Raw genomic sequence first — 19,553 nt, 5'->3', positions numbered from 1 at the left:
GCCACACGCCCCGCTTGCACATCACCACTGGACTGCTCCATGCCGTGCCAGATATGCATGGAATCAACCGAAATCAGAAATAACGTCGTAATTAAGGTGTTTGCGGGCGATCTCTCCGGGCAGGCGTACGGTCCAGTTCCCGAGGGGAGCAAGTCGATGGCCGCAGAGAAGCCGGCCGCACGCAAGCCGGCGACGCGCCGCGGGGCGAAGGGCCCCGCGCAGGCCATGCGCGCGGCGGTGGAACAGCTCTCGACGCTGCTGGGACGCGTCCCCGAGTCGGTCTCCTCCCTGCGGCCGAGTGAGGACGGCTGGGAGGCTCAGGTCGAGGTCCTGGAAGTGGAGCGGGTTCCCGACACCACCAGCATTCTGGCCAGTTACAAGGTCGTCCTCGACAAGGACGGCGACCTCGTCGCGTACGAGCGGACCCGGCGCTACAGCAGGGCGATGATCGACCGGCCGACCTGACCGGGTCGGCCCCATGAAGGGAAGCGGCCATGACCGTGGTGCCGCAGGGCGGAAACAGCCTCAGCAGAAGTGGCGGCGGGGGCACGAGCCTCTACGACGTCCTGGAGTTGATCCTCGACCGCGGTCTCGTGATCGACGTGTTCGTCCGGGTGTCCCTCGTCGGAATCGAGATCCTCAAGATCGACGCACGGATCGTCGTGGCCAGTGTCGACACCTACCTGCGCTTCGCCGAGGCCTGCAACCGCCTCGACCTGGAAGCGGGCCGGAAGGCCCCCGCCCAGCTGACCGATGTCGTCGGGGACGCGGTGGAGAGCGGGGCTCACGGCAAGTCCAAGGGCGCCATCGGCGGCGTCGTGGACGCCGTGACCCAGTCCCTCACCGGCAAGGCCGACGACGAGGAGCAGGAAGAACCCGAAGAGGAACCGGAAGAGGAGCCGGAGGAGCAGGAGGCCCCCCGCCGCCGGCGGCCTGCGCGGCGCTCCGCGCGCCGGGAGAGGGAGTAGACGATGCCTCTCTACGTGTACTCCATCACCGCCGCCGCGCATCCGTGCCGGCTGGACGGGCTGACCGGCGTCGGGGCCGAACCCGCGCCGGTGCGCGTCGTCACCGCCGGACGGCTGCGCGCGGTCGTCTCGGACATCGAGGAGGAGATCCGGCCCAAGCGCCGGGACCTCTCCGCCCACCAGGCGGTGCAGGAGAGACTCATGGCCGACGGGCCGGTCCTTCCGCTGCAGTTCGGTTACACCGCCCCCGACGACCAGGCCGTCGTCCGGGTGCTGGAGGAGCGTGCGGACGCCTACCTGGAGGCCCTGGAGCGGCTGCGGGGCTGTGCCGAGTACCACGTGAGGGCCTCCCGGGACCAGGACGCCCTGCTTCGGGAGATCCTCCGCGACTCGGACCGGGCCCGTTCCCTCAACGACCGGATCCGGGGCGGCGACGCCGACCCCCGGCTGCCGCTGGAGCTGGGGGAGATCGTCGCCGGCGAAGTGCAGCGCCGGCAGGAGAGCCTGTCCGACGAACTGGCCCGGGCGCTGGTCCCGCTCGCACAGGAGCACCGCGCCCACGCTCCGGCCGACGGCGACGTCCTCAATCTCTCCCTCCTGGTCCGCGACGACGACAAGGACGACCTGCTGCGGGCGCAGGCGCGCCTCGCGGAGCAGGCCGAGGGCGTCGAGTTCCGCTTCAGCGGGCCGCTGCCCCCGTACAGCTTCGTGTAGCCCGGTCCGCAGCCGGTCCGGGACCGGTGGCGACGAGGAGGAGAGATGGGGATGCTGACCCAGCTGCTGACCGCGCCGCTGCTGCCCGTGCGCCTGGTGGCGTGGGCGGCGGAGCAGGCCCTGGAGCAGGCCTACGACGTGTACTACGACCCCGCCCCGGTCTACGCGGCCCTGGCCGAGCTGGAGCGCCGGCTGCGGTGCGGGGAGATCGACGAAGCCGAGTTCGACCGCCAGGAGGAGGAACTCCTCGACCGACTCGACGAGATCGCGCTCTTCCGGCAGGGCCGGACGTGACCGAGGAGGCCGGGAACCGTGACTGACCCGATGGCCCACCGGATCGCCCCGCTGCCGTCCCGGGCGGCACCGGCGGCGTACCCGCCGTCCTCGTCGGCCGGACTGGCCGACATCCTCGAACGCGTCCTGGACAAGGGCATCGTGATCGCCGGCGACATCCGCATCAACCTTCTCGACATCGAGCTGCTGACGATCAAACTGCGGATTCTGATCGCGTCCGTGGACAAGGCCAAGGAGATGGGCATCGACTGGTGGGAGCACGATCCGTCGTTGTCCTCGCGCCACGCCGGCGACCCGCTGGCGGAGGAGAACCGCCGCCTGCGCGCCGAGCTGGAGGCGTTGCGCCGCGACCGCCTCGAAGGCGCGGGAGGCGGAGGCGAGCCGGTCGCGGAGGAGCGCCCCGGGCGGGGTGACGCCGGACGCTCCGGCGGGGCCGGACGGGAAGGACCCCCGCCATGACCGGCGAGCCGAGCGTCACCTACGTCTACGCCGTGGTTGCTCCCGCCGCGCGGCTCGACGGACCGCTGGCCGACCTGCGCGGCGTGGGCGACGCGCAGGTCGCCCTCCTCTCCCCCGCCGGCCCGGTGGACGGCCCCGCCTTCGTCATCAGCCGGGTCCCCGCCGCCCGGTGGACGGAGGACGTCCTCAGGTCCCGTTTCGAGGACCTCGCCTGGCTCGAGGAGACCGCCAGGGCCCACCACCACGTCATCCAGGTCCTCATGGAGCACACGAGCGTCCTGCCCCTGCGGCTCGCCACCCTCTACCAGGACGACGAGCGCGCGCTCGCGGCCCTGCGGGAGGAACAGGACGCCTTCGCGGCCCGGCTGGCGCTCCTCGCCCACCACACCGAGTACGGGGTCAAGATCTACGTCGTCCCCGAGGCGGAGGCACCCGACGCTCCCTCCGGCGCCCCGGCCGGGACCGACGCCCTTGCCGCGCCGAGCCCCGGGAAGGCCTACCTGCAAGCCCGCCGGGCCCAACGCCACGCCCGGGAGGAGCACCATCTGCAGGCGGGACGTGCGGCGGACCTGATCGCCGCCGCGGCGGCCCGGTACGCCACCCGGACCGTCCGTCACCCGCCGCAGGCCGGACCGCTCACCCGCCGCGAGAACGGCGAGAACGTCCTCAACGACTCCTATCTCGTCCCGGACGACCGGGCCGAGGACTTCCGCGCCGCGCTCCGTCAGGCGGGCCGGGACCTGCCCGGCATCCGCGTCGAAGTCACCGGCCCCTGGGCGCCGTACTCCTTCGCCACCCCACCGGACCGGCCCACGGAGACGGACCCTCCGGGCGCGCGGCCATGACCGCCGCCGAACGCGACGCACCCCTGCCGGCCCGGCAGGTCGCCCTGGTGGACCTCCTCGACCGGCTCCTCGCCGGCGGGGTCGTCATCACCGGGGACATCGTGCTGTCGATCGCCGACATCGATCTCGTACGCATCTCCCTGCGCGCCCTCATCACCTCCGTCACCGCCACGGACGACCCCTTCGAACCGGGTGACCGGCCATGAACGACGAACTCGGCCCCCTGTCACAGCGCCCCGACCGGGCAGGGCCCGCGGACCCCGCGGATCCCGCACAGCCCGCGCCGCGCCCGGAACCGGCACGGCCCCCCGGGGCGGAAGCGCTCGGTGCCCCCCTGGCCCGGGCCTTCCGACTGCTGCAGGCCCCGCCGGAAGCTCCCGGCGGGGCCCGCCGGGGGGATCCCCCGGCCCATCTCCTGCGCACCGGCCCCGACACCGTCGGCGAGGACCTGCTCAAGCTCGTCCTCACCGTCGTCGAGCTGCTGCGCCAGCTCATCGAACGCCAGGCGCTGCGCCGCGTCGACGCGGGCGGTCTGACCGACGCGCAGGAGGAGGAGCTCGGCGCCACGCTTCTCGCTCTGCACGAGCGCATGAGCGAGCTGTGCGCCGAGCACGGCTACCGCCTCGAGGATCTCGACCTCGACCTCGGGCCGCTCGGCCATCTCATGCCGCCGGGGCGCTGACGAGCCGGCGGGGCGTCAAGTGCGGCGCGCGACGAGGCGGTAGAGCGCGAGGAGGATGACGGATCCGACGATGGCGGCTATCCAGGTGGAGAGCTCGAAGAACCCGTCGACGGAGTCGACGTGGAAGATGACCTTGCCGAGCCATCCGCCGAGAAGGCCGCCGGCGATGCCGATGAGCGTGGTGACGATGATGCCGCCCGGGTCCTTTCCGGGCATCAACATCTTGGCGATGATGCCCGCGAAAAGCCCGAGGAGGATCCAAGCGAGTATGCCCATGATTCCTTCTGTTTCCTTCCTTGTCCGTTGCGTGGAAAGCCGGTCGGGGTCAGGAGAGTCTGTCCTTCGCCTGCTCCTTCAGGTGCCGGGCCTTTCCCCGGGCTTCGAGGGCTCCGCCCTTGGCCGCCAGTTTCTCGTTGCGCATCGCGTGGGCGCTCTTCCTGACGGCCTTGCCTCCCGCTTCCTCCATCTGGGCCTTCGCCTTCTGCCACGTCCCCATGTCCCGTCCTTTCCCCTGCCCCGGGCCCGCAGCGGGCCCTATGTCCAGCGCCGGAGGGGTTTCGGGGTCATCGCGCGCAGACCTCGCCGCAGCGCCATTCGCCCGCCCCACACCATCAGGTGGATTCCCCACTTCGTGAACCGCGCGAAGGTCCGGCACATGAGTGCCCGGGGCGTCCACCGACAGTTCACGGATATCTCCTGGAAATCACCTGTGGTCTTCCACAGCTATCTGCGCTTCTTCGCCGTGAATGCGATTTCAAACATCCACGGCGAGACGGTGTGGAGACCGGGGTGATCGTGGCGGCGCCGTGCGCTAGGGGCTGTCCTGGGGGTCGGGCCGGGATCGGGCCGCGCCGGCTGCCCGGGCGGCCGAGGCGGAGCCCTGGAGGCGGCGCAGCAGCAGGGTGGGGCGGCGGCGGTCGGCGGTCGCGTACCGGTCGTCGAGGAGGTCCAGGAGCCGACGCGGCTGGCCCTGCCAGTTGTAGGTGAGGAACGCGATGCCGGACGCGGTCAGGTAGCGGACGAAGGCGAGGAGGAGGGCGAGGCCCGTCACGTCGAGGAAGGTGAGGTGCCGCATGTCGCACACGACCACGTCGGCGCCCTCCAGGGCGGGCCGGACCGCGTCGAGTGCGGGGCCGGCGTCCATGTCCAGCTCTCCGCTGGGCGTGAGCCGCACGGTCGGTCCGGAGCGCCTGGTGCCGATCGCGAAGTCCGCCGGGGTGCTCGGGACCTCTCGTGCTGCCGCGGGCGGGGGCGGACCCGCGCCGCCGCCCGGCTCCGTGCCCACCGCGAGCACCCGGCGGGTCCCGGACCTGTCGAGCAGGAGGGCCACCGGGGCGCTCAGCGCGCTGAGGACGAGGCTCTTTCCCGAGTCCAGGGCCTGCCGGTTCAGGTCCAGCAGGACGTGCAGCCCGGAGCTGTCGCAGAAGGTGACGGCCGACAGGTCGATGTCGAGTCCCGTGCGGCTGGCCGCCAGGGCCAGGGCCAGGCGCTCGCGGAGGCCGAGGACGTCGGCCGTGTCGACCTCGCCGCTCACGCGCGCCAGTACCCGCCGGGGGCCCGGCACGAAGATGACGGTGGCGACCGAACGGGGCAGGAGGCCGTCGGCGGGTTCCGCCCCGGCGGCGCGCACGCGTCCTGGATGGCGGGTCACGGCCTTGCTCCCTCGACGGTCCCCTCCGCGTCCGTGGCCGGTCGCCCGGCCGCCCCTGCCTGGGGGCCCTGGCCGGCCAGCAGCCGGAGGAGGTCCGCGATCTCGCGCTGTCCCTCGGCCGGGTGGCGGAAGGCGGTGCCGGGCGTCACCTCGTAGTGGTTGCGACGCCCGTTGCGCATCCGGGTGAGATACCCGGCGCCCTCCAGGTCGGTGACGATGGCCTGTGCCGCGCGTTCGGTGATCCGGCAGGTCTCGGCGATGTCCCGCAGCCGCGTCTCCGGGTCGCTCATGATGAGGGCGAGGATCCGGGCGTGGTGGGTGACGAACGTCCAGCTGGTCCGGGACCGCGTCGGCTCCATGCCCGAAATTATATGATTTGCGATTCCGGTTTCACCAGACCGGAATCCGGATTCCGCCAGGCCCCGCCGGCAGCTCCGAAGCGCCCGGACCGGCATGGCCGCGGGCATGGCCACGGGCACCCGGGGTACGCGCCGCAAGGTAGGAAAGCGGCACATCGTAGAGATGCGCGCTATCTACCCACATAAGGAGATGTTGGCCATGGAGGCCCAGGCAGCGGCCCAGTCGGCCACCAGCCGTGCTCCGCTCGACGACGGCATCAGGACCTGTCGGCGCGCCATCGTGCTCCCGCCGGGGCCCGACGGCGCCGAGAGCGAGGGACCGTCTGCCGTGCCGGACGGGAATCCGGACGAGAACATCGTCCGGGGCGAGGACTAGGGCCCGGCATGGCCCCCCGCCCCGCTCAGCAGGCCGCCCCGCACGCGCGGCGGTCCCCCGTCCCCGCGCCCGGCGAGATCCGCGTCGCCTCGGTCCCCGCCGGGCACGTCTACGTCCGGCACGTGCACGCCGCGGACGGCTCCGACGGAGTCGTGCTGCTGCCGGACCCGCGCCCCGACGGCGCTCCCAGCACCTCCCAGCGCTGGTGGCCCCCGGTGATGCTGGACCCCGCCTGGGTCCGCGACCACCACGACAGCTTCGACGTGTACCACCTCCACTTCGGCTTCGACGCGCAGAGCCCGCGGCAACTCGCGGAGCTCGTGGGCGAACTGCGGCGGCACGGCAAGCCGCTGGTGCAGACCGTCCACGACCTCCGCAACCCCCACCACCGAGACCGCCGCGGCCACGACGCCGCCCTCGACGTGCTGGTCCCCGCCGCCGACTGCCTGATCACGCTCACCCCCGGTGCGGCGGCCGAGATCGCGGCCCGCTGGGGCCGCACCGCGCACGTCCTGCCCCACCCCCACGTCGTGGAGGAACCGGAACTCTCCGGCCCACGGGCCTCACGCCCCGGCTTCGTCATCGGGGTGCACGCCAAGAGCCTGCGGCCCAACATGGCGCCGCTGCCGGTCGTCCGTGCGCTCGCGGCGATCACGGCGGAGCTGCCGGACGCGCGGCTGCGGGTGGACATCCACACCGACACGCACGACCCCGCCGCGCACGCGCACGCTCCCGACGTGGTCGCGGGGCTGACCGAGCTGGCCGCCGCGGGGGCGGTGGACCTGCGGGTCCACGACTACTTCGACGACGACGCGCTGTGGGCCTATCTGCGCTCCCTGGACCTCTCGGTGCTCCCCTACACCTTCGGCACCCACTCGGGCTGGCTGGAGGCCTGCTACGACCTCGGCACCGCGGTGGCCGCCCCCGACTGCGGCTACTACGCCGAGCAGCGCCCCTGCCACCTCTACCGGCACGGTCCCGACGGCCTCGACGTACGGTCGCTCGACGCCGCCGTGCGCCAGGCGCACGCCCGCCGCCCGGCGCCCCGCGCCCACCCGCCCGTCCGGGAGGGCGAACGCGCGGCCCTGGCCGCGGCGCACCGCGCGCTCTACGAACGCTGCCTCACGTGAGCCGCCCCCTGCGCATCGCCCTCATCGCCTCGGCGCGCTTCCCCATCCGGGAGCCCTTCGCCGGCGGCCTCGAAGCCCACACCTGGGCGCTCGCCTCCGCCCTGAGCCGGCGGGGGCACCGTATCTCCCTGTTCGCGGCCGCCGGATCCGACCCGGACCTGGGCGTGCGCGAACTGGCCGTGCACACCCCGCGGCTGAGCTCCGCGGCGCGCACGGACCTCAGCATGACCGACCCCTCCGCGATGCACGAGCACCACGCCTACCTGCGGCTCATGCTCGACCTCGCCCGCGGTGAGGGCGGCTCGGCGTACGACCTCGTCCACAACAACAGCCTCCACTACCTCCCCGTCGCCATGGCGCCGGCCGTGCCCGCACCGGTCGTCACCACCCTGCACACCCCGCCCACCCCCTGGCTGGAGTCGGCGATCCAGACCGACCCGACGGGCTGCGGCTCCTTCACGGCCGTCAGCGACCACACGGCGCGCTCCTGGCAGCCGCTGGTGCGCTGCGCGCAGGTGGTGCACAACGGGATCGACCTGCGGCTGTGGCCCGCCGGAGCCGGCGGCGGCGGTCTGGTGTGGTCCGGGCGGATCGTGCCCGAGAAGGGCCCCGACCTGGCCATCGCCGCCGCGGCCGAGGCGGGGCTCCCGCTGACGCTCGCGGGGCCCGTCGCCGACGCCGGCTACTTCCGCGACCGCGTGGCGCCCCGGCTCGGCGGCGGGATCCGGTACGCGGGCCATCTGGCCCGCGGGGAGCTGGCCGCGCTGGTCGGCTCGGCGCGGGCCACCCTGGTGACCCCCTGCTGGGACGAACCGTACGGGCTGGTCGTCGCCGAGTCCCTGGCCTGCGGCACGCCGGTGGTCGGCTTCGACCGCGGCGCCCTCGCCGAGATCCTCACCCCCGACTGCGGCCGGCTCGTCCCGTATCCCGACGTCTCGGCCCTGGCCGCGGCGGTCCACGAGACGACGGCGCTGAGCCGACGCGCGTGCCGGGAGCGGGCGGAGGCCTTCTGCTCCCTGGGCCGGATGACCGACCGCTACGAGGCCCTGTACGAGGAGCTGCTGCCGTGATCGGCTACTACGTCCACCACCACGGGCTCGGGCACCTGCACCGCGCCCTGTGCATCGCCCGGCACACCCGCTGCCCCGTCACCGGCCTGTCCAGCCTGGAGCGGCCGGCCGACTGGCCGGGGCCGTGGATCCGCCTCCCGCTCGACACGGGCGGCCCCGCCGCCGTCGACGCCCGCGCCCAGGGGCGGCTGCACTGGGCGCCCCTCTTCCACGACGGCTACACCGAGCGCATGGCCACCCTCGCCGGATGGCTGGGGCGGACCCGGCCCGCGCTGCTGGTCAGCGACGTCTCCGTCGAGGTCGCGTGCCTGGCCCGGCTGATGGGGGTGCCCGTGGTCGTCACGGCCATGCGCGGTGAGCGCCTGGACGCCGCCCACCGGCTCGGTCACGACCTCGCGCTGCGTCTGCTCGCGCCCTGGCCGGCCACCGTCCCCGAACCCGGCTGGCCCGCGCACTGGTACGACAAGACCGTCTATGCGACGGCGTTCTCCCGGGACGACGGCCGCATTCCCACGCCGCCCCCGCGAGACGGGACCCGGCGGGTGCTGCTCATGCTCGGAGCGGGCGGCAGCGGCATCGCCGGGGAACAGGTGCGGGCGGCCCGGGCGGCGACACCGCACTGGCGGTGGGACCTGCTCGGCGGGCCGGGCGGCGACTGGTCCGCGGACCCGTGGCCGCGGATCTGCGCCGCCGACGTGGTCGTCACCCACGGCGGCCAGAACGCCGTCGCCGAGTGCGCGGCCGCCCGTCGCCCCACCGTCGTCCTGCCCCAGGACCGTCCCTTCGGCGAACAGCACGCCACCGGCCGGGCGCTGCGCGACGCCGGGCTGGCCGTGGTGCGCGAGGAGTGGCCCCGGCCGGACGAGTGGCCGTCGCTGCTCGAAGAGGCGGCGGCCCTCGACGGCGAAGCCTGGGCCGGCTGGGCCCCCGGCGACGGCGCCGAGCGCGCGGCCCGGGCCCTCGACGCGCTGGCAGGCGCGGCGGGGGCGTCATGAGCGGCCCGAACCGGGGGGCCTCGGCGCCCCCGCCGCACGTGGCGGTGATCACCCTCGTGGCCGGCCGCCACCGGCACCTCGCCCTCCAGCAGTCCGCGCTCGCCCGGGCCGACCGCCGCCCCGACAGCTACGTGGTGGCCACGATGGACGATCCCGCCGCCGGGGCGATCGCCGCCGGCGGCAGCCCGGCGGCCACCGTCGTGCCCGTGGCCGTGCCGCTGCCCGGCCGCCTCCCGCTGGCCGCCGCCCGCAACGCGGGAGCCCGGCGCGCCCTCGCCCTGGGCGCGGACGTCCTGGTCTTCCTCGACGTCGACTGCGTCCCGGGCCGGGAGAGCGTGGGGCGGTACGCCGAGGCGGCCGCCGACGGGCTGCTGCTGTGCGGGACCGTCGCCTACCTCCCTCCCCCGCCGGCCGGCGGCTACCGGCTCGCCCGCCTGCCGGAGCTGGCCGCCCCGCACCCGGGCCGGCCCGCACCGCGACCGGGCCGGCTGCTGCGCGGGGGCGATCCGGATCTGTTCTGGTCCCTGTCGTTCGCCCTGACCGCGGCCACCTGGCGGCGGATCGGCGGGTTCTGCGAGGAGTACACCGGGTACGGCGGCGAGGACACGGACTTCGCCCGGCTCGCCCACCGTGCCGGGGTGGACCTGTGCTGGCTCGGCGGTGCGCCCGCGTACCACCAGCACCACCCCGTGGAGGACCCGCCGGTGGGGCACCTCGACGACATCCTGCGCAACGGCGCCCTCTTCCGGCGCCGGTGGGGATGGTGGCCGATGGAGGGCTGGCTGCGCGCGTTCGCCCGGAGGGGACTGGTCCGCTTCGATCCCGCGACCGGCGCCTGGGAGGCCACGCACGCGGCGGCACGTCCGTGACCGGCCGGCTCCTCGGTCCGACCAGGGCCGGATACGACAGGGCCGGCGGGGTAGCCGGAACATATGGACACCACCACCGAAACCACCCCGCTGCGCGCCGTCGCGCTGGTCTGCACGCTGTCGCCTTCGCCGAAGCCGTCCAGCTCGCAGCTGCTGGCGGAGCAGACCATGGCCGCCCTCGCCGATCACGGCGTCACCGGAAAGGTGATCCGGATCGCCGACCACGACGTCAGGCCGGGCGTCGGGATCGACATGGGGGACGGCGACGCCTGGCCGGGGATCCGCGACACGATCCTGGGCTGCGACATCCTGGTCCTGTCCACGCCCATCTGGCTCGGCCACCCGTCCAGCGTCGCCCAGCGGGTCCTGGAACGTCTGGACGCCGAACTCGGCGAGAGCGACGCCGAGGGCCGCATGCTCACCTACGGCAAGGCCGCCGCGGTCTGTGTCGTCGGCAACGAGGACGGCGCCCACCATGTGAGCGCCGAGCTCTTCCAGGGCCTCAACGACGTCGGTTTCTCCCTCGCCCCGAACGCCGTCACGTACTGGGTCGGCGAGGCGATGCAGGGCACCGACTACCAGGACCTCGACAAGACGCCCGAGAAGACCGCCGCGACCACCAGGACGCTCGCCGCGAACACCGCGCACCTCGCGCGCCGCCTCAAGGCCGCCCCCTATCCGCCCTCTTCCTGACCGTCACCGCACCCGACCGACCGGAAGGAGACCACGATGCCCTCCCACGAGCAGGCCCCCCTCACCGATCCGGTGGGACTCCACCCCCGTCCGCCGTTCCCCGAACAGGATCAGGACCACCCCGGGTCGACCGAGGCGATGGACCCCCGCCCCGACCACGGCGAGGACAGCTACCGGGGCCACGACCTGCTGGCCGGCCGCAAGGCGCTGGTCACCGGAGGGGACTCCGGGATCGGCCGGGCCGTCTGCCTGGCCTTCGCGCGGGAAGGCGCCGACGTCGTCTTCACCCATCTCCCCGAGGAGGGCGCCGAGGCCGAGGAGACCGCCCGCCTGGTCCGCGAGGCGGGCCGCACGGCGCTGGCCGTCGCGTGCGACCTCCGGGTGGAGGACGAGTGCACCGCCCTCGTCGACAAGACCGTGGCCGAACTCGGCGGCATCGACCTGCTCGTCAACAACGCCGCCTACCAGATGGCCCAGCCGGACGGGATCGAGGCGATCACCACCGAGCAGTTCGACCGGGTGATGAAGACCAACCTCTACGGGATGTTCTGGCTCACCAAGGCGGCGCTGGCGCACATGCCGCGGGGCGCGTCGGTGATCAACACCGCCTCGGTGCAGGGCTACCAGCCCAGCCCGCACCTCCTGGACTACGCCATGACCAAGGCCGCGATCATCTCCTTCACCCACAGCCTCGCCCAGCAGCTCGCCGAGCGCGGCATCCGGGCCAACGCGGTCGCGCCCGGACCGGTCTGGACGCCGCTGATCCCCGCGACGATGCCGGACGCGACGCGGTTCGGCGAGCAGTCGCCGCTCGGCCGGCCCGCGCAACCCGTGGAGATGGCACCCGCGTTCGTCTTCCTCGCCTCCCCGCAGGCCTCCTACGTCACCGGCGAGATCGTCAACGCCACGGGCGGAACCCCGCTGCCGTGACTCCGGACGAGGCCTTGCGGCAGATCGCCTTCCTGCTGGAGTGGCGCGGGGCGTCCCCCTACCGGGTGCGGGCCTTCCACACCGCGGCCGACGCCGTCCGCGAGCTGCCGCCCGGCCCGGTGGACGCCGACCGGGCCCGCCGTCTGCGCGGGGTGGGTCCGGTCACCGCCGAGGTGATCGCCCAGGCCTCGACCGGGGACGTACCGCGCTACCTCGCCCGGCTGCGGGCCGAGGCGGGGCCCGAGGCCCGGGCCGGCTGGGAGCTCGCGGCCACCAGCACCGGGGACTGCCACCTGCACTCCGACTGGTCGGACGGCGGCAGCCCGCTGGAGGAGATGGCGGCCGCGGCACGCGCCCTGGGCCACGAGTGGGCCGTGCTGACGGACCACTCACCGCGGCTGACGATCGCCCACGGCCTGAGCCGGGAACGCCTCACGCGCCAGCTGCGTGCCGTGGCCGCCGTGAACTCCGCGCAGGGCCCCGGGTTCCGCCTCCTCACCGGCATCGAGTGCGACATCCTCGAAGACGGCTCGCTCGACCAGGACGAGGACCTGCTCGGCCGGCTCGACGTCGTCGTGGCATCCGTGCACTCCAAGCTCCGCTCGGAGCCCGGACCGATGACCGCGCGCCTGCTGGCGGCGGTGCGCAACCCGCACGTCGACGTCCTGGGCCACTGCACGGGGCGGCTCATCACCGGCAAGGGGCGCCCGCAGTCCCGCTTCGACGCCGAGGCCGTGTTCGCCGCGTGCGCGGAGTCCGGCACCGCCGTGGAGATCAACTGCCGCCCCGAGCGTCGGGACCCCCCGGACGACCTCCTCGCCCGGGCCGCCGCGGCGGGCTGCCGCTTCGCCGTGGACACCGACGCCCACGCCCCCGAGCAACTGCACTGGCAGAGCACGGGCTACGCCCGTGCGGCGCGCGTCGGTCTGGGCCCTGACCGCCTGATCACGAGCTGGCCGCTCAGCCGGCTCCTGGCCGGGCGGACCGGCCGCTGACCCGCTCCTCGCGGGCGTGGTTCAGCCGGCGGTCCAGCCGCCGTCGAGGGGCAGGGAGGTGCCCGTCAGATAGCCGGAGTGGGGGCCGCACAGCCAGAGGACGGCGGCGGCGACCTCCTCGGACTCCAGGAGGCGCTTGACGGGCGAGCGGGCCAGCATCACGTTCGACAGGACGTCGCCCTCGCTGATGCCGTGGGCGGCGGCCTGGTCGCGGACCTGGCCCTCGACCAGCGGGGTGCGGACGTAGCCGGGGTTGACGCAGTTGCTGGTCACCCCGTGGGGGGCGCCTTCGATCGCCGCCACCTTGCTCAGTCCCTCCAGGGCGTGCTTGGCGGCGACGTAGGCGGACTTGTAGGCGCTGGCCCGCAGCCCGTGGACGCTGGAGACGTTGACGACACGACCCCAGCCCTGCGCGTACATGTACGGCAGCGTCCGCCGCATGAGCAGGAACGGGGCGGTGACCATCACCTTCTGGATCAGCTCGAAGCGCTCCGTCGGGAAGTCGACGAGCGGCGCGACGTGCTGGAGGCCGGCGTTGTTCACCAGGATGTCGGCCTCGGCGGGGAGGCGGTCGATGGCGGCCGCGTCGGCGAGGTCGACGACATGGGCCCGGCCGCCGACGCTCTCGGCGACCGCCTCGGCCGAGGCGGCGTCCCGGTCGACCACGTGGACGGTGGCTCCCGCCTGGGCCAGAGCGAGCACACAGGCCCGGCCGATGCCGCTGCCCCCGCCCGTCACCAGGGCCGTGCGCCCGCCGAGATCGATCTCGGCGGCGGGCGAGGGCAGAGCGGCCGGGGCAGGAAATGTGTTCGTCATGGCCGCAAACAGTAGGGAGGGCCTTCCGCCCGGCCCATGTATCAACCCACCACAGTCCTGGGCGCATCCATGGAGTGGAACACCATAGGGCCCCCGCACATCAGGGCAGCGGGCGCTCAGGAGGATGCCCCCGCGGCCCTCCCCGTGTCCAGGGAGCAGCTGTTGGCCAGCGTCGCGGGGTCCTGGCCGGGCCGCAGCGCGACGGTGCCCGAGGCGGGCGGCCGGTGGCCCGTCCGGAGCCAGTCCTCCAGGGCGGTGACGGCGGTGTGGTGGCACGGGGTGAGCGGGCGCAGCCTGCCCGGGAACGCGTCGGTGAGGGCGTCGGTGTGGGTGCCGCCCTCGATGCGGTAGTAGCGGTGCAGGAAGCCGCGGCCGCTCTCGCGGACCATGCGCGCGTAGACGTCCGAGTCCCGGCTGATCGGCAGCAGCGCGTCCAGCGTGCCGTGCAGGGTGATCAGGGGCTTGCCGATCCGGCCGGTCAGCCCGATCCTGGCGACGGCCTGCCGGACCTCGTCGGGCCGGGCCGGGTAGTCGTAGTCGGTGTCGCAGGCGGGCGTGCCCGTCGGGCAGTACGGGGTGCCGGCCTCGGTCGCGCCGTCGAAGCCGGGGTCCAGCTCCTCGCGGTAGATGCGCTGGGTCAGGTCCCAGTAGACCTTGTGGTGGTACGGCCAGAGGAACTCCGAGCCCTCGGGAAAGCCGGCCGCGTACATCTGCTGCCGGGCCGCTTCGGCGCCTTCCCCGCCCGCCGCGTACACGGGATAGGCGCGCAGGGCCTTCGGCAGGAAGTCCAGCAGGGTGGGGCCGTCGGCCCGCCACAGGGTGCCTTCCCAGTCGACGCCGCCGTCGTACAGCTCGGGATGGTTCTCCAGCTGCCAGCGCACCAGGTAGCCGGCGTTGGACAGGCCGGTGACCAGGGTGCGGGCGGGGGGCCGGTGGTAGCGCTGGGCGACCGTGGCGCGGGCGGCGCGGGTGAGCTGGGTGACCCGCTCGTTCCACTCGGCGATCGCGTCGCCCGGCGTCCTTCCGTCCCGGTGGAAGGCGAGGCCCGTGTTGCCCTTGTCCGTGGCGGCGTACGCGTAGCCCTGGGCCAGCACCCGGTCGGCGATGGCCCGGTCGTTGGCGTACTGCTCGCGGTTTCCGGGGGTGCCGGCGACCACGAGGCCGCCGTTCCACCGGTCGGGCAGGCGGAGGACGAACTGGGCGTCGTGGTTCCACCCGTGGTTGGTGTTGGTGGTGGAGCCGTCCGGGAAGTAGCCGTCGACCTGGATGCCCGGTACCCCGCTGGGAACGGCAAGGTCCTTGGGCGTGAGCCCGGCCCAGTCGGCCGGGTCGGTGTGCCCCGAGGCGACCGTGCCGGCGGTGGTGAGTTCGTCGAGGCAGGCCGCCTGCTGGAGTTCCGCGCCGGGGACGTGGAGGCGGGCGAGGCGCGCGCAGTGTCCGCCGGGGGCGGCGGGCCCCGCAGTCGGCGCCGCCGTCGCCGTCGCCGGGGCGGTGCCGAGCGTGAGCGCGGCCAGGGCGAGTGCCGCGGGGGCACCCCGCCGCCAGAGGCGGGGCGCGGAGCGGTAGGGGGGACGACGCATGTCGGTTGCCTCCGGGGCTCGTGGTTGAGGACCTGCGGGAGGCTATGACGCCGCTCGACGCCTGGACATGGGTGGGCGACCCACCATCAGCGGGCTTCGGGTGGATCTTCCCACCACCCGGCCGGGCGTCTGAACGAAGCCGGGAGCCCGGTCCCCCCTCACTCCCTACAAGTCCGGTCGGGGGACGAACCATGGATGGCCGGCACACTGACCCTTCGTCAAGGCTGGCTGTCCCGCCCATGTCGGCGCCCCTGCTCCGGCCCGCATGATGCACGCCACACCGGGGCGGCGCGAGCCGCTTCCGCCCCGGTGTGCCGCCCCCTGTTCCCCCCTCCTCCACCTCCTCCACCTCCTCCACGGAAGGCTTCAGCCATGGGACAGCCGTATCCACCGTCGCGCTCCGCGAGGGGCCGCCGCCCCCTCGGCGGGCTGCGCCGCGGGCTCGCCGTCGTCGCGGGCCTCCTCGCCCTGACGGGCGGTCTGGTCGCCGTCGGCCCCCGGGCGTCCGCCGCCGGACTGACGCAGGTGACCGGCTTCGGCACCAACCCCGGCAACCTGACCATGCACGCGTACGTCCCGGACGGCCTGGCGACGGGCGCGCCGCTCGTCGTCGCCCTGCACGGCTGCACGCAGAGCGCGAGCGACTACTACGCCAAGTCCGGCTGGCCGAAGTTCGCCGACCGGTACGGGTTCGCCCTCGTCCTTCCCCAGACGACCAGCGCGAACAACTCCAACTCCTGCTTCAACTGGTTCGATTCGGCCGACAGCACCCGCGGCCAGGGCGAGGCCCTGTCGATCCGGCAGATGGTCGACAAGGCGGTCTCCCTCTACGGCAGCGACCCGCGGCGGGTGTACATCACCGGCCTGTCCGCGGGTGCCGGCATGACCGCGGACATGCTCGCCGCCTACCCCGACGTCTTCGCCGGCGGCTCCATCGACTCCGGCCTCCCGGCGTACTGCGCGACGAGCGTGTCCGCCGCGTACACCTGTATGTACAGCCCGCCGAACAAGACGCCCGCGCAGTGGGGCGACCTCGTGCGCTCGGCCGCGCCCGCCGGAACCACCGCCTGGCCCCGGGTGGCGATCTGGCAGGGCACCTCGGACACCACCGTCGCCCCGGCCAACGCGACCGAGCTGCGCGACCAGTGGACGAACGTGTGGGGCATCGGCCAGGCGCCCACCCGCACGGAGAGCCTCTCCGGGGACACCACGCTGAGCGAGTACGCCGACGCCTCCGGCAAGCCGGCCGTCCGGGTCTACTCGGTCTCCGGGATGGCCCACGGCCTCGCGGTCGACCCGGGCAGCGGTCCCGAGCAGTGCGGCGCCACCGGCACGTACTACCTGGACACCATCTGCTCCAGCTACCACACGGCCCGCTTCTGGGGTCTCGACGGCGGCGGGGGCGGTCAGACGCCGGGCGGCCTGCCCGCGCCCGCGGGGCTCACGGTCGGAGGCACCACGGACACCTCCGTGTCGCTGAGCTGGACCGCGGTCACCGGCGCGAGCTCCTACGAGGTCTACCGCGGCGGCGCGAGGGTGGGCACCACGACGTCGGCCTCCTACACCGACGCGGGCCTGGCCGCGGCCACCACGTACGCCTACACGGTGGCCGCCGTGGACACGGCCGGGGCGGTGGGGGCGGTCTCCTCGCCGGTGTCCGCGACCACCACCGGCCACCCGCCCACCTGTTCCACGGCGAACAACTACCAGCACGTCGCCGCCGGCCGGGCGTACCAGAGCGGCGGCCAGACGTACGCCACGGGTTCCGGCCAGGCCATGGGGCTGTACAACACGTTCGTCACGCACACCCTGAAGCAGACCGCGCCCGGCTACTACGTCGTCGCCGACGCGGGCTGCTAGGCGCGGGGCCTGGTGACGGCCGCCGCCCGGAGGCGGTGGCCGTCGCCATGAGAGCACCCCTTGGTGTGTGGACGACAGCCATGGTCGCGTCCGTACCGCCTGCCTAGGCTCCCGCCCATCGGTTGTATCGGCCACCGGTGGTGACCAGCGAGGTCGTGCCGGCGGCCCGAAGGAAGGGATCCGTATGGGTCTGGACAAGACGGTCGCGAGTGCCGCGGAGGCGGTGGCCGACATCGCGGACGGCGCCTCGCTCGCGGTGGGCGGATTCGGGCTGTGCGGGATACCGGGCACGCTCATCCACGCGCTGTGGCAGCGTGGGGTCGGCGGCCTGGAGATCGTCTCGAACAACTGCGGCGTCGACGACTGGGGCCTGGGCCTGCTGCTCGCGGCCGGGCAGATCTCCCGCATGACGAGCTCCTACGTGGGCGAGAACAAGGAGTTCGCCCGCCAGTACCTGAGCGGGGAGCTGGAGGTCGAGCTCGTCCCCCAGGGCACGCTCGCGGAGCGGCTGCGGGCCGGCGGCACCGGCATCCCCGCCTTCTACACCCCGGCGGGCACCGGGACCCAGGTCGGCGAGGGCGGGCTGCCCTGGCGCCACGCCCCCGACGGCTCCGTCGCCGTGGCCTCGCCCGCCAAGGAGACCCGGGAGTTCGACGGGCGCCCCCATCTGCTGGAACACGGCATCACCACCGACTTCGCCCTGGTCCGCGCGACCATCGGCGACCGGCACGGCAACCTCGTCTTCCGCTCGTCCGCCCGCAACTTCAACCCGCTGGCCGCGATGGCCGGCCGGATCACCGTCGCCGAGGTGGACCATCTCGTCGAGCCGGGCGAGCTCGACCCCGACGAGGTGCACCTGCCCGGCATCTTCGTCCAGCGCGTCGTCCGGGTCACGCCCGGCGACCCCGCTGCCGAGCGGCGCATCGAGCGCCGGACCGTACGACCGGAAGGCGACGCCTGAGATGGCCCTCACCCGCGAGCAGATGGCGGCCCGCGCCGCCCTCGAACTGACCGACGGCAGCTATGTCAACCTCGGCATCGGCCTGCCCACCCTCGTCCCCAACCACCTCCCGCCCGGCGTCGAGGTCGTCCTGCAGTCCGAGAACGGCATCCTCGGGGTGGGCCCGTACCCGACCGAGGACGAGCTGGACGCCGACCTCGTCAACGCGGGCAAGGAGACCGTCACCACCCTGCCGGGCGCCTCGTTCTTCGACTCCGCCCTGTCCTTCGGCATGATCCGCGGCGGCCACATCGACGCCGCGGTCCTCGGCGCCATGCAGGTCTCCTCCCGCGGCGACCTCGCCAACTGGCTGATCCCCGGCAAGATGGTCAAGGGCATGGGCGGCGCCATGGACCTCGTCCACGGCGCCGGCCGGGTCATCGTCCTGATGGAGCACACCGCCAAGGACGGCACCCCGAAGCTCGTCGACGCCTGCAGCCTGCCGCTCACCGGCAAGGCCGTCGTGCAGCGCGTCATCACCGACCTCGCCGTCGTCGACGTCACCGAGCGCGGCTTCGTCCTGGTCGAACTCGCCCCCGGCGTCACCGTCGACGAGGTCCGGGCCGCGACCGCCGCCGAGCTGACCGTGCCGGCGGGCGTCGGCGGCGCGCCGGCCGGGTGAGACCTGCGCGAGGCCCGCGAGGCCGCGGTCCCGCGGGGGCCGCGGCCTCGCCCGTTTTTCCGGCTCCTCCACCGCCCCGGCGCGTGATTCGATCGCGTGCACTCTTGATTCGAGCGTCCAGTTCGGGCACTGTGCTGGAAACGAGCGCATGACCTGCCGCCCGGGCGGGGCCGGAGAGGTGCTTCATGGACGAGATCGACCGCGCCATCCTGCGGGAGCTCCAGGTCGACGGCCGGATCCCCTACGCCGAACTGGGGCCGAAGGTGGGTCTGTCGCCCTCGGCCGCCCGGCTCAGGCTGCAGCGGATGATCGACGCCAAGGCCGTCCAGGTCGTCGGAGTGACCGACCCGATGACGATGGGCCGGCAGACGATGGCGCTCCTCGGCGTGCGCGTCGACGGCGACCCCCGGGCGGTGGCCGACGAGCTGTCCCGGCACGACGAGGTCGTGTACACGGTCCTGACGTCCGGCGGCTTCGACCTGTTCGCGGAGGTCGTGTGCGCCCGGCCGCCGGACCTCCTGGACTTCGTCAACGACGTCGTCCGGCCCGTCGAGGGGGTCACGTCCGTGGAGAACTTCCCCTACTTCGGGATCCACACCCACCGCTTCCTCTGGCACGTCGACTGAGGGCACCGCCCCGTCCCAG

The 19,553-nt window shown here is 73.8% G+C and carries 26 protein-coding genes; 20 read left to right on the top strand and 6 right to left on the bottom strand.

Translation table 11 applies throughout. The annotated features are described in order from the left end of the window. The first annotated feature begins 156 nt into the window (after positions 1 to 156). From ACH414_RS00860 to ACH414_RS00825, 8 genes are read left to right on the top strand one after another with little or no spacing between them, the layout of a single operon-like run. Complete coding sequence (locus tag ACH414_RS00860; RefSeq protein WP_382544905.1) at positions 157 to 465, top strand: gas vesicle protein; 309 nt, start codon at positions 157 to 159, stop codon at positions 463 to 465. A gap of 29 nt (positions 466 to 494) precedes the next feature. Next, positions 495 to 968: a gas vesicle structural protein GvpA gene (locus ACH414_RS00855; RefSeq protein ID WP_391768040.1), complete on the top strand. Its 474-nt coding sequence runs from the start codon at positions 495 to 497 to the stop codon at positions 966 to 968. 3 nt (positions 969 to 971) lie between these two features. Further along, positions 972 to 1,682 (top strand): GvpL/GvpF family gas vesicle protein, encoded by a 711-nt coding sequence (locus ACH414_RS00850; protein ID WP_383162128.1) that lies wholly within the window; start codon positions 972 to 974, stop codon positions 1,680 to 1,682. A 45-nt stretch (positions 1,683 to 1,727) separates the two neighbouring features. Continuing rightward, a complete protein-coding gene (locus ACH414_RS00845; protein WP_382544914.1) occupies positions 1,728 to 1,976 on the top strand; it encodes a gas vesicle protein GvpG in 249 nt (82 codons plus the stop codon). A gap of 18 nt (positions 1,977 to 1,994) precedes the next feature. Further along, positions 1,995 to 2,435 (top strand): gas vesicle protein, encoded by a 441-nt coding sequence (locus ACH414_RS00840; protein ID WP_386561667.1) that lies wholly within the window; start codon positions 1,995 to 1,997, stop codon positions 2,433 to 2,435. Next, the gene (locus ACH414_RS00835; protein WP_398940473.1) at positions 2,432 to 3,280 is read left to right on the top strand and encodes a GvpL/GvpF family gas vesicle protein; all 849 of its coding nucleotides are present in this window, start codon (positions 2,432 to 2,434) and stop codon (positions 3,278 to 3,280) included. Before ACH414_RS00840 ends, ACH414_RS00835 begins: the two co-directional genes overlap by 4 nt. Beyond that, the gene (locus tag ACH414_RS00830; protein WP_386561663.1) at positions 3,277 to 3,486 is read left to right on the top strand and encodes a gas vesicle protein; all 210 of its coding nucleotides are present in this window, start codon (positions 3,277 to 3,279) and stop codon (positions 3,484 to 3,486) included. Before ACH414_RS00835 ends, ACH414_RS00830 begins: the two co-directional genes overlap by 4 nt. Further along, positions 3,483 to 3,962, top strand: coding sequence for a gas vesicle protein K (locus tag ACH414_RS00825; protein ID WP_398940472.1), 480 nt, complete (start codon positions 3,483 to 3,485; stop codon positions 3,960 to 3,962). Before ACH414_RS00830 ends, ACH414_RS00825 begins: the two co-directional genes overlap by 4 nt. Positions 3,963 to 3,977: 15 nt before the next feature. On the opposite strand, the gene ACH414_RS00820 is transcribed toward ACH414_RS00825, so the two are convergent. The 4 genes from ACH414_RS00820 to ACH414_RS00805 all read right to left on the bottom strand — a co-directional run bounded on the left by ACH414_RS00820 (position 3,978) and on the right by ACH414_RS00805 (position 5,972). After that, positions 3,978 to 4,238 (bottom strand): GlsB/YeaQ/YmgE family stress response membrane protein, encoded by a 261-nt coding sequence (locus ACH414_RS00820; protein WP_382544923.1) that lies wholly within the window; start codon positions 4,236 to 4,238, stop codon positions 3,978 to 3,980. Positions 4,239 to 4,287: 49 nt separating this feature from the next. After that, entirely contained in the window at positions 4,288 to 4,458 is a 171-nt protein-coding gene (locus ACH414_RS00815; protein WP_382544926.1) for a hypothetical protein, read from the bottom strand. Between the two features lie 315 nt (positions 4,459 to 4,773). Then, positions 4,774 to 5,613, bottom strand: a complete 840-nt coding sequence (locus ACH414_RS00810; protein WP_398940471.1) for an STAS domain-containing protein — start codon at positions 5,611 to 5,613, stop codon at positions 4,774 to 4,776. Beyond that, entirely contained in the window at positions 5,610 to 5,972 is a 363-nt protein-coding gene (locus ACH414_RS00805) for an AsnC family transcriptional regulator (protein WP_382544932.1), read from the bottom strand. The genes ACH414_RS00810 and ACH414_RS00805 overlap by 4 nt, the downstream gene beginning before the upstream one ends. 199 nt (positions 5,973 to 6,171) lie before the next feature. Between ACH414_RS00805 and ACH414_RS00800 the strand changes: the two genes are divergently transcribed. From ACH414_RS00800 to ACH414_RS00765, 8 genes are all read left to right on the top strand, one after another. Then, entirely contained in the window at positions 6,172 to 6,348 is a 177-nt protein-coding gene (locus ACH414_RS00800; RefSeq protein WP_382544935.1) for a hypothetical protein, read from the top strand. A gap of 8 nt (positions 6,349 to 6,356) precedes the next feature. Further along, positions 6,357 to 7,478 carry a glycosyltransferase family 1 protein gene (locus ACH414_RS00795; RefSeq protein WP_398940470.1) on the top strand — a complete coding sequence of 374 codons (1,122 nt, stop codon included), beginning with the start codon at positions 6,357 to 6,359 and terminating at the stop codon, positions 7,476 to 7,478. Then, a complete protein-coding gene (locus ACH414_RS00790) occupies positions 7,475 to 8,548 on the top strand; it encodes a glycosyltransferase family 4 protein (RefSeq protein WP_382544941.1) in 1,074 nt (357 codons plus the stop codon). Before ACH414_RS00795 ends, ACH414_RS00790 begins: the two co-directional genes overlap by 4 nt. Then, positions 8,545 to 9,543: a glycosyltransferase gene (locus ACH414_RS00785; protein WP_391768034.1), complete on the top strand. Its 999-nt coding sequence runs from the start codon at positions 8,545 to 8,547 to the stop codon at positions 9,541 to 9,543. The genes ACH414_RS00790 and ACH414_RS00785 overlap by 4 nt, the downstream gene beginning before the upstream one ends. Beyond that, positions 9,540 to 10,412, top strand: coding sequence for a galactosyltransferase-related protein (locus tag ACH414_RS00780; protein WP_398940469.1), 873 nt, complete (start codon positions 9,540 to 9,542; stop codon positions 10,410 to 10,412). Before ACH414_RS00785 ends, ACH414_RS00780 begins: the two co-directional genes overlap by 4 nt. 63 nt (positions 10,413 to 10,475) lie before the next feature. Beyond that, positions 10,476 to 11,105: a flavodoxin family protein gene (locus ACH414_RS00775; RefSeq protein WP_382544950.1), complete on the top strand. Its 630-nt coding sequence runs from the start codon at positions 10,476 to 10,478 to the stop codon at positions 11,103 to 11,105. Between the two features lie 36 nt (positions 11,106 to 11,141). Continuing rightward, positions 11,142 to 12,035, top strand: a complete 894-nt coding sequence (locus ACH414_RS00770; protein ID WP_382544953.1) for an SDR family oxidoreductase — start codon at positions 11,142 to 11,144, stop codon at positions 12,033 to 12,035. Next, the gene (locus ACH414_RS00765) at positions 12,032 to 13,030 is read left to right on the top strand and encodes a PHP domain-containing protein (protein ID WP_398940468.1); all 999 of its coding nucleotides are present in this window, start codon (positions 12,032 to 12,034) and stop codon (positions 13,028 to 13,030) included. The genes ACH414_RS00770 and ACH414_RS00765 overlap by 4 nt, the downstream gene beginning before the upstream one ends. 21 nt (positions 13,031 to 13,051) lie before the next feature. Here ACH414_RS00765 and ACH414_RS00760 read toward each other — a convergent pair whose 3' ends face one another. Next, positions 13,052 to 13,846 (bottom strand): 3-hydroxybutyrate dehydrogenase, encoded by a 795-nt coding sequence (locus ACH414_RS00760; RefSeq protein WP_386561638.1) that lies wholly within the window; start codon positions 13,844 to 13,846, stop codon positions 13,052 to 13,054. A 116-nt stretch (positions 13,847 to 13,962) separates the two neighbouring features. Further along, on the bottom strand, positions 13,963 to 15,426 hold the full coding sequence (locus tag ACH414_RS00755; RefSeq protein ID WP_398940467.1) for a tannase/feruloyl esterase family alpha/beta hydrolase: 1,464 nt from the start codon (positions 15,424 to 15,426) through the stop codon (positions 13,963 to 13,965). A gap of 372 nt (positions 15,427 to 15,798) precedes the next feature. Here ACH414_RS00755 and ACH414_RS00750 point away from each other — a divergent pair, with 372 nt between their 5' ends. The 4 genes from ACH414_RS00750 to ACH414_RS00735 all read left to right on the top strand — a co-directional run bounded on the left by ACH414_RS00750 (position 15,799) and on the right by ACH414_RS00735 (position 19,534). After that, positions 15,799 to 17,286, top strand: coding sequence for a PHB depolymerase family esterase (locus ACH414_RS00750; RefSeq protein ID WP_391768030.1), 1,488 nt, complete (start codon positions 15,799 to 15,801; stop codon positions 17,284 to 17,286). 184 nt (positions 17,287 to 17,470) lie between these two features. Further along, positions 17,471 to 18,247, top strand: a complete 777-nt coding sequence (locus ACH414_RS00745) for a CoA transferase subunit A (RefSeq protein ID WP_398940466.1) — start codon at positions 17,471 to 17,473, stop codon at positions 18,245 to 18,247. A 1-nt stretch (position 18,248) separates the two neighbouring features. Continuing rightward, a complete protein-coding gene (locus ACH414_RS00740; protein WP_398940465.1) occupies positions 18,249 to 18,908 on the top strand; it encodes a CoA transferase subunit B in 660 nt (219 codons plus the stop codon). Positions 18,909 to 19,093: 185 nt separating this feature from the next. Beyond that, on the top strand, positions 19,094 to 19,534 hold the full coding sequence (locus ACH414_RS00735) for an Lrp/AsnC family transcriptional regulator (protein ID WP_382544973.1): 441 nt from the start codon (positions 19,094 to 19,096) through the stop codon (positions 19,532 to 19,534). Positions 19,535 to 19,553: the final 19 nt, after the last annotated feature.

Source organism: Streptomyces sp. NPDC020422, from assembly GCF_044386705.1.
Taxonomy (GTDB): domain Bacteria; phylum Actinomycetota; class Actinomycetes; order Streptomycetales; family Streptomycetaceae; genus Streptomyces.
Note: the sequence above shows the minus strand (reverse complement) of the source record. Positions and strands in the feature narration are given on the sequence as shown.

Coding starts and splice junctions, on each gene's coding strand:
- ACH414_RS00770 (WP_382544953.1), top strand. CDS start 11,142: ATGCCCTCCCACGAGCAGGCCCCCCTCACCGATCCGGTGGGACTCCAC.
- ACH414_RS00825 (WP_398940472.1), top strand. CDS start 3,483: ATGAACGACGAACTCGGCCCCCTGTCACAGCGCCCCGACCGGGCAGGG.
- ACH414_RS00805 (WP_382544932.1), bottom strand. CDS start 5,972: ATGGAGCCGACGCGGTCCCGGACCAGCTGGACGTTCGTCACCCACCAC.
- ACH414_RS00760 (WP_386561638.1), bottom strand. CDS start 13,846: ATGACGAACACATTTCCTGCCCCGGCCGCTCTGCCCTCGCCCGCCGCC.
- ACH414_RS00795 (WP_398940470.1), top strand. CDS start 6,357: ATGGCCCCCCGCCCCGCTCAGCAGGCCGCCCCGCACGCGCGGCGGTCC.
- ACH414_RS00735 (WP_382544973.1), top strand. CDS start 19,094: ATGGACGAGATCGACCGCGCCATCCTGCGGGAGCTCCAGGTCGACGGC.
- ACH414_RS00835 (WP_398940473.1), top strand. CDS start 2,432: ATGACCGGCGAGCCGAGCGTCACCTACGTCTACGCCGTGGTTGCTCCC.
- ACH414_RS00750 (WP_391768030.1), top strand. CDS start 15,799: ATGGGACAGCCGTATCCACCGTCGCGCTCCGCGAGGGGCCGCCGCCCC.
- ACH414_RS00860 (WP_382544905.1), top strand. CDS start 157: ATGGCCGCAGAGAAGCCGGCCGCACGCAAGCCGGCGACGCGCCGCGGG.
- ACH414_RS00850 (WP_383162128.1), top strand. CDS start 972: ATGCCTCTCTACGTGTACTCCATCACCGCCGCCGCGCATCCGTGCCGG.
- ACH414_RS00775 (WP_382544950.1), top strand. CDS start 10,476: ATGGACACCACCACCGAAACCACCCCGCTGCGCGCCGTCGCGCTGGTC.
- ACH414_RS00855 (WP_391768040.1), top strand. CDS start 495: ATGACCGTGGTGCCGCAGGGCGGAAACAGCCTCAGCAGAAGTGGCGGC.
- ACH414_RS00755 (WP_398940467.1), bottom strand. CDS start 15,426: ATGCGTCGTCCCCCCTACCGCTCCGCGCCCCGCCTCTGGCGGCGGGGT.
- ACH414_RS00800 (WP_382544935.1), top strand. CDS start 6,172: ATGGAGGCCCAGGCAGCGGCCCAGTCGGCCACCAGCCGTGCTCCGCTC.
- ACH414_RS00845 (WP_382544914.1), top strand. CDS start 1,728: ATGGGGATGCTGACCCAGCTGCTGACCGCGCCGCTGCTGCCCGTGCGC.
- ACH414_RS00820 (WP_382544923.1), bottom strand. CDS start 4,238: ATGGGCATACTCGCTTGGATCCTCCTCGGGCTTTTCGCGGGCATCATC.
- ACH414_RS00740 (WP_398940465.1), top strand. CDS start 18,249: ATGGCCCTCACCCGCGAGCAGATGGCGGCCCGCGCCGCCCTCGAACTG.
- ACH414_RS00780 (WP_398940469.1), top strand. CDS start 9,540: ATGAGCGGCCCGAACCGGGGGGCCTCGGCGCCCCCGCCGCACGTGGCG.
- ACH414_RS00745 (WP_398940466.1), top strand. CDS start 17,471: ATGGGTCTGGACAAGACGGTCGCGAGTGCCGCGGAGGCGGTGGCCGAC.
- ACH414_RS00815 (WP_382544926.1), bottom strand. CDS start 4,458: ATGGGGACGTGGCAGAAGGCGAAGGCCCAGATGGAGGAAGCGGGAGGC.
- ACH414_RS00830 (WP_386561663.1), top strand. CDS start 3,277: ATGACCGCCGCCGAACGCGACGCACCCCTGCCGGCCCGGCAGGTCGCC.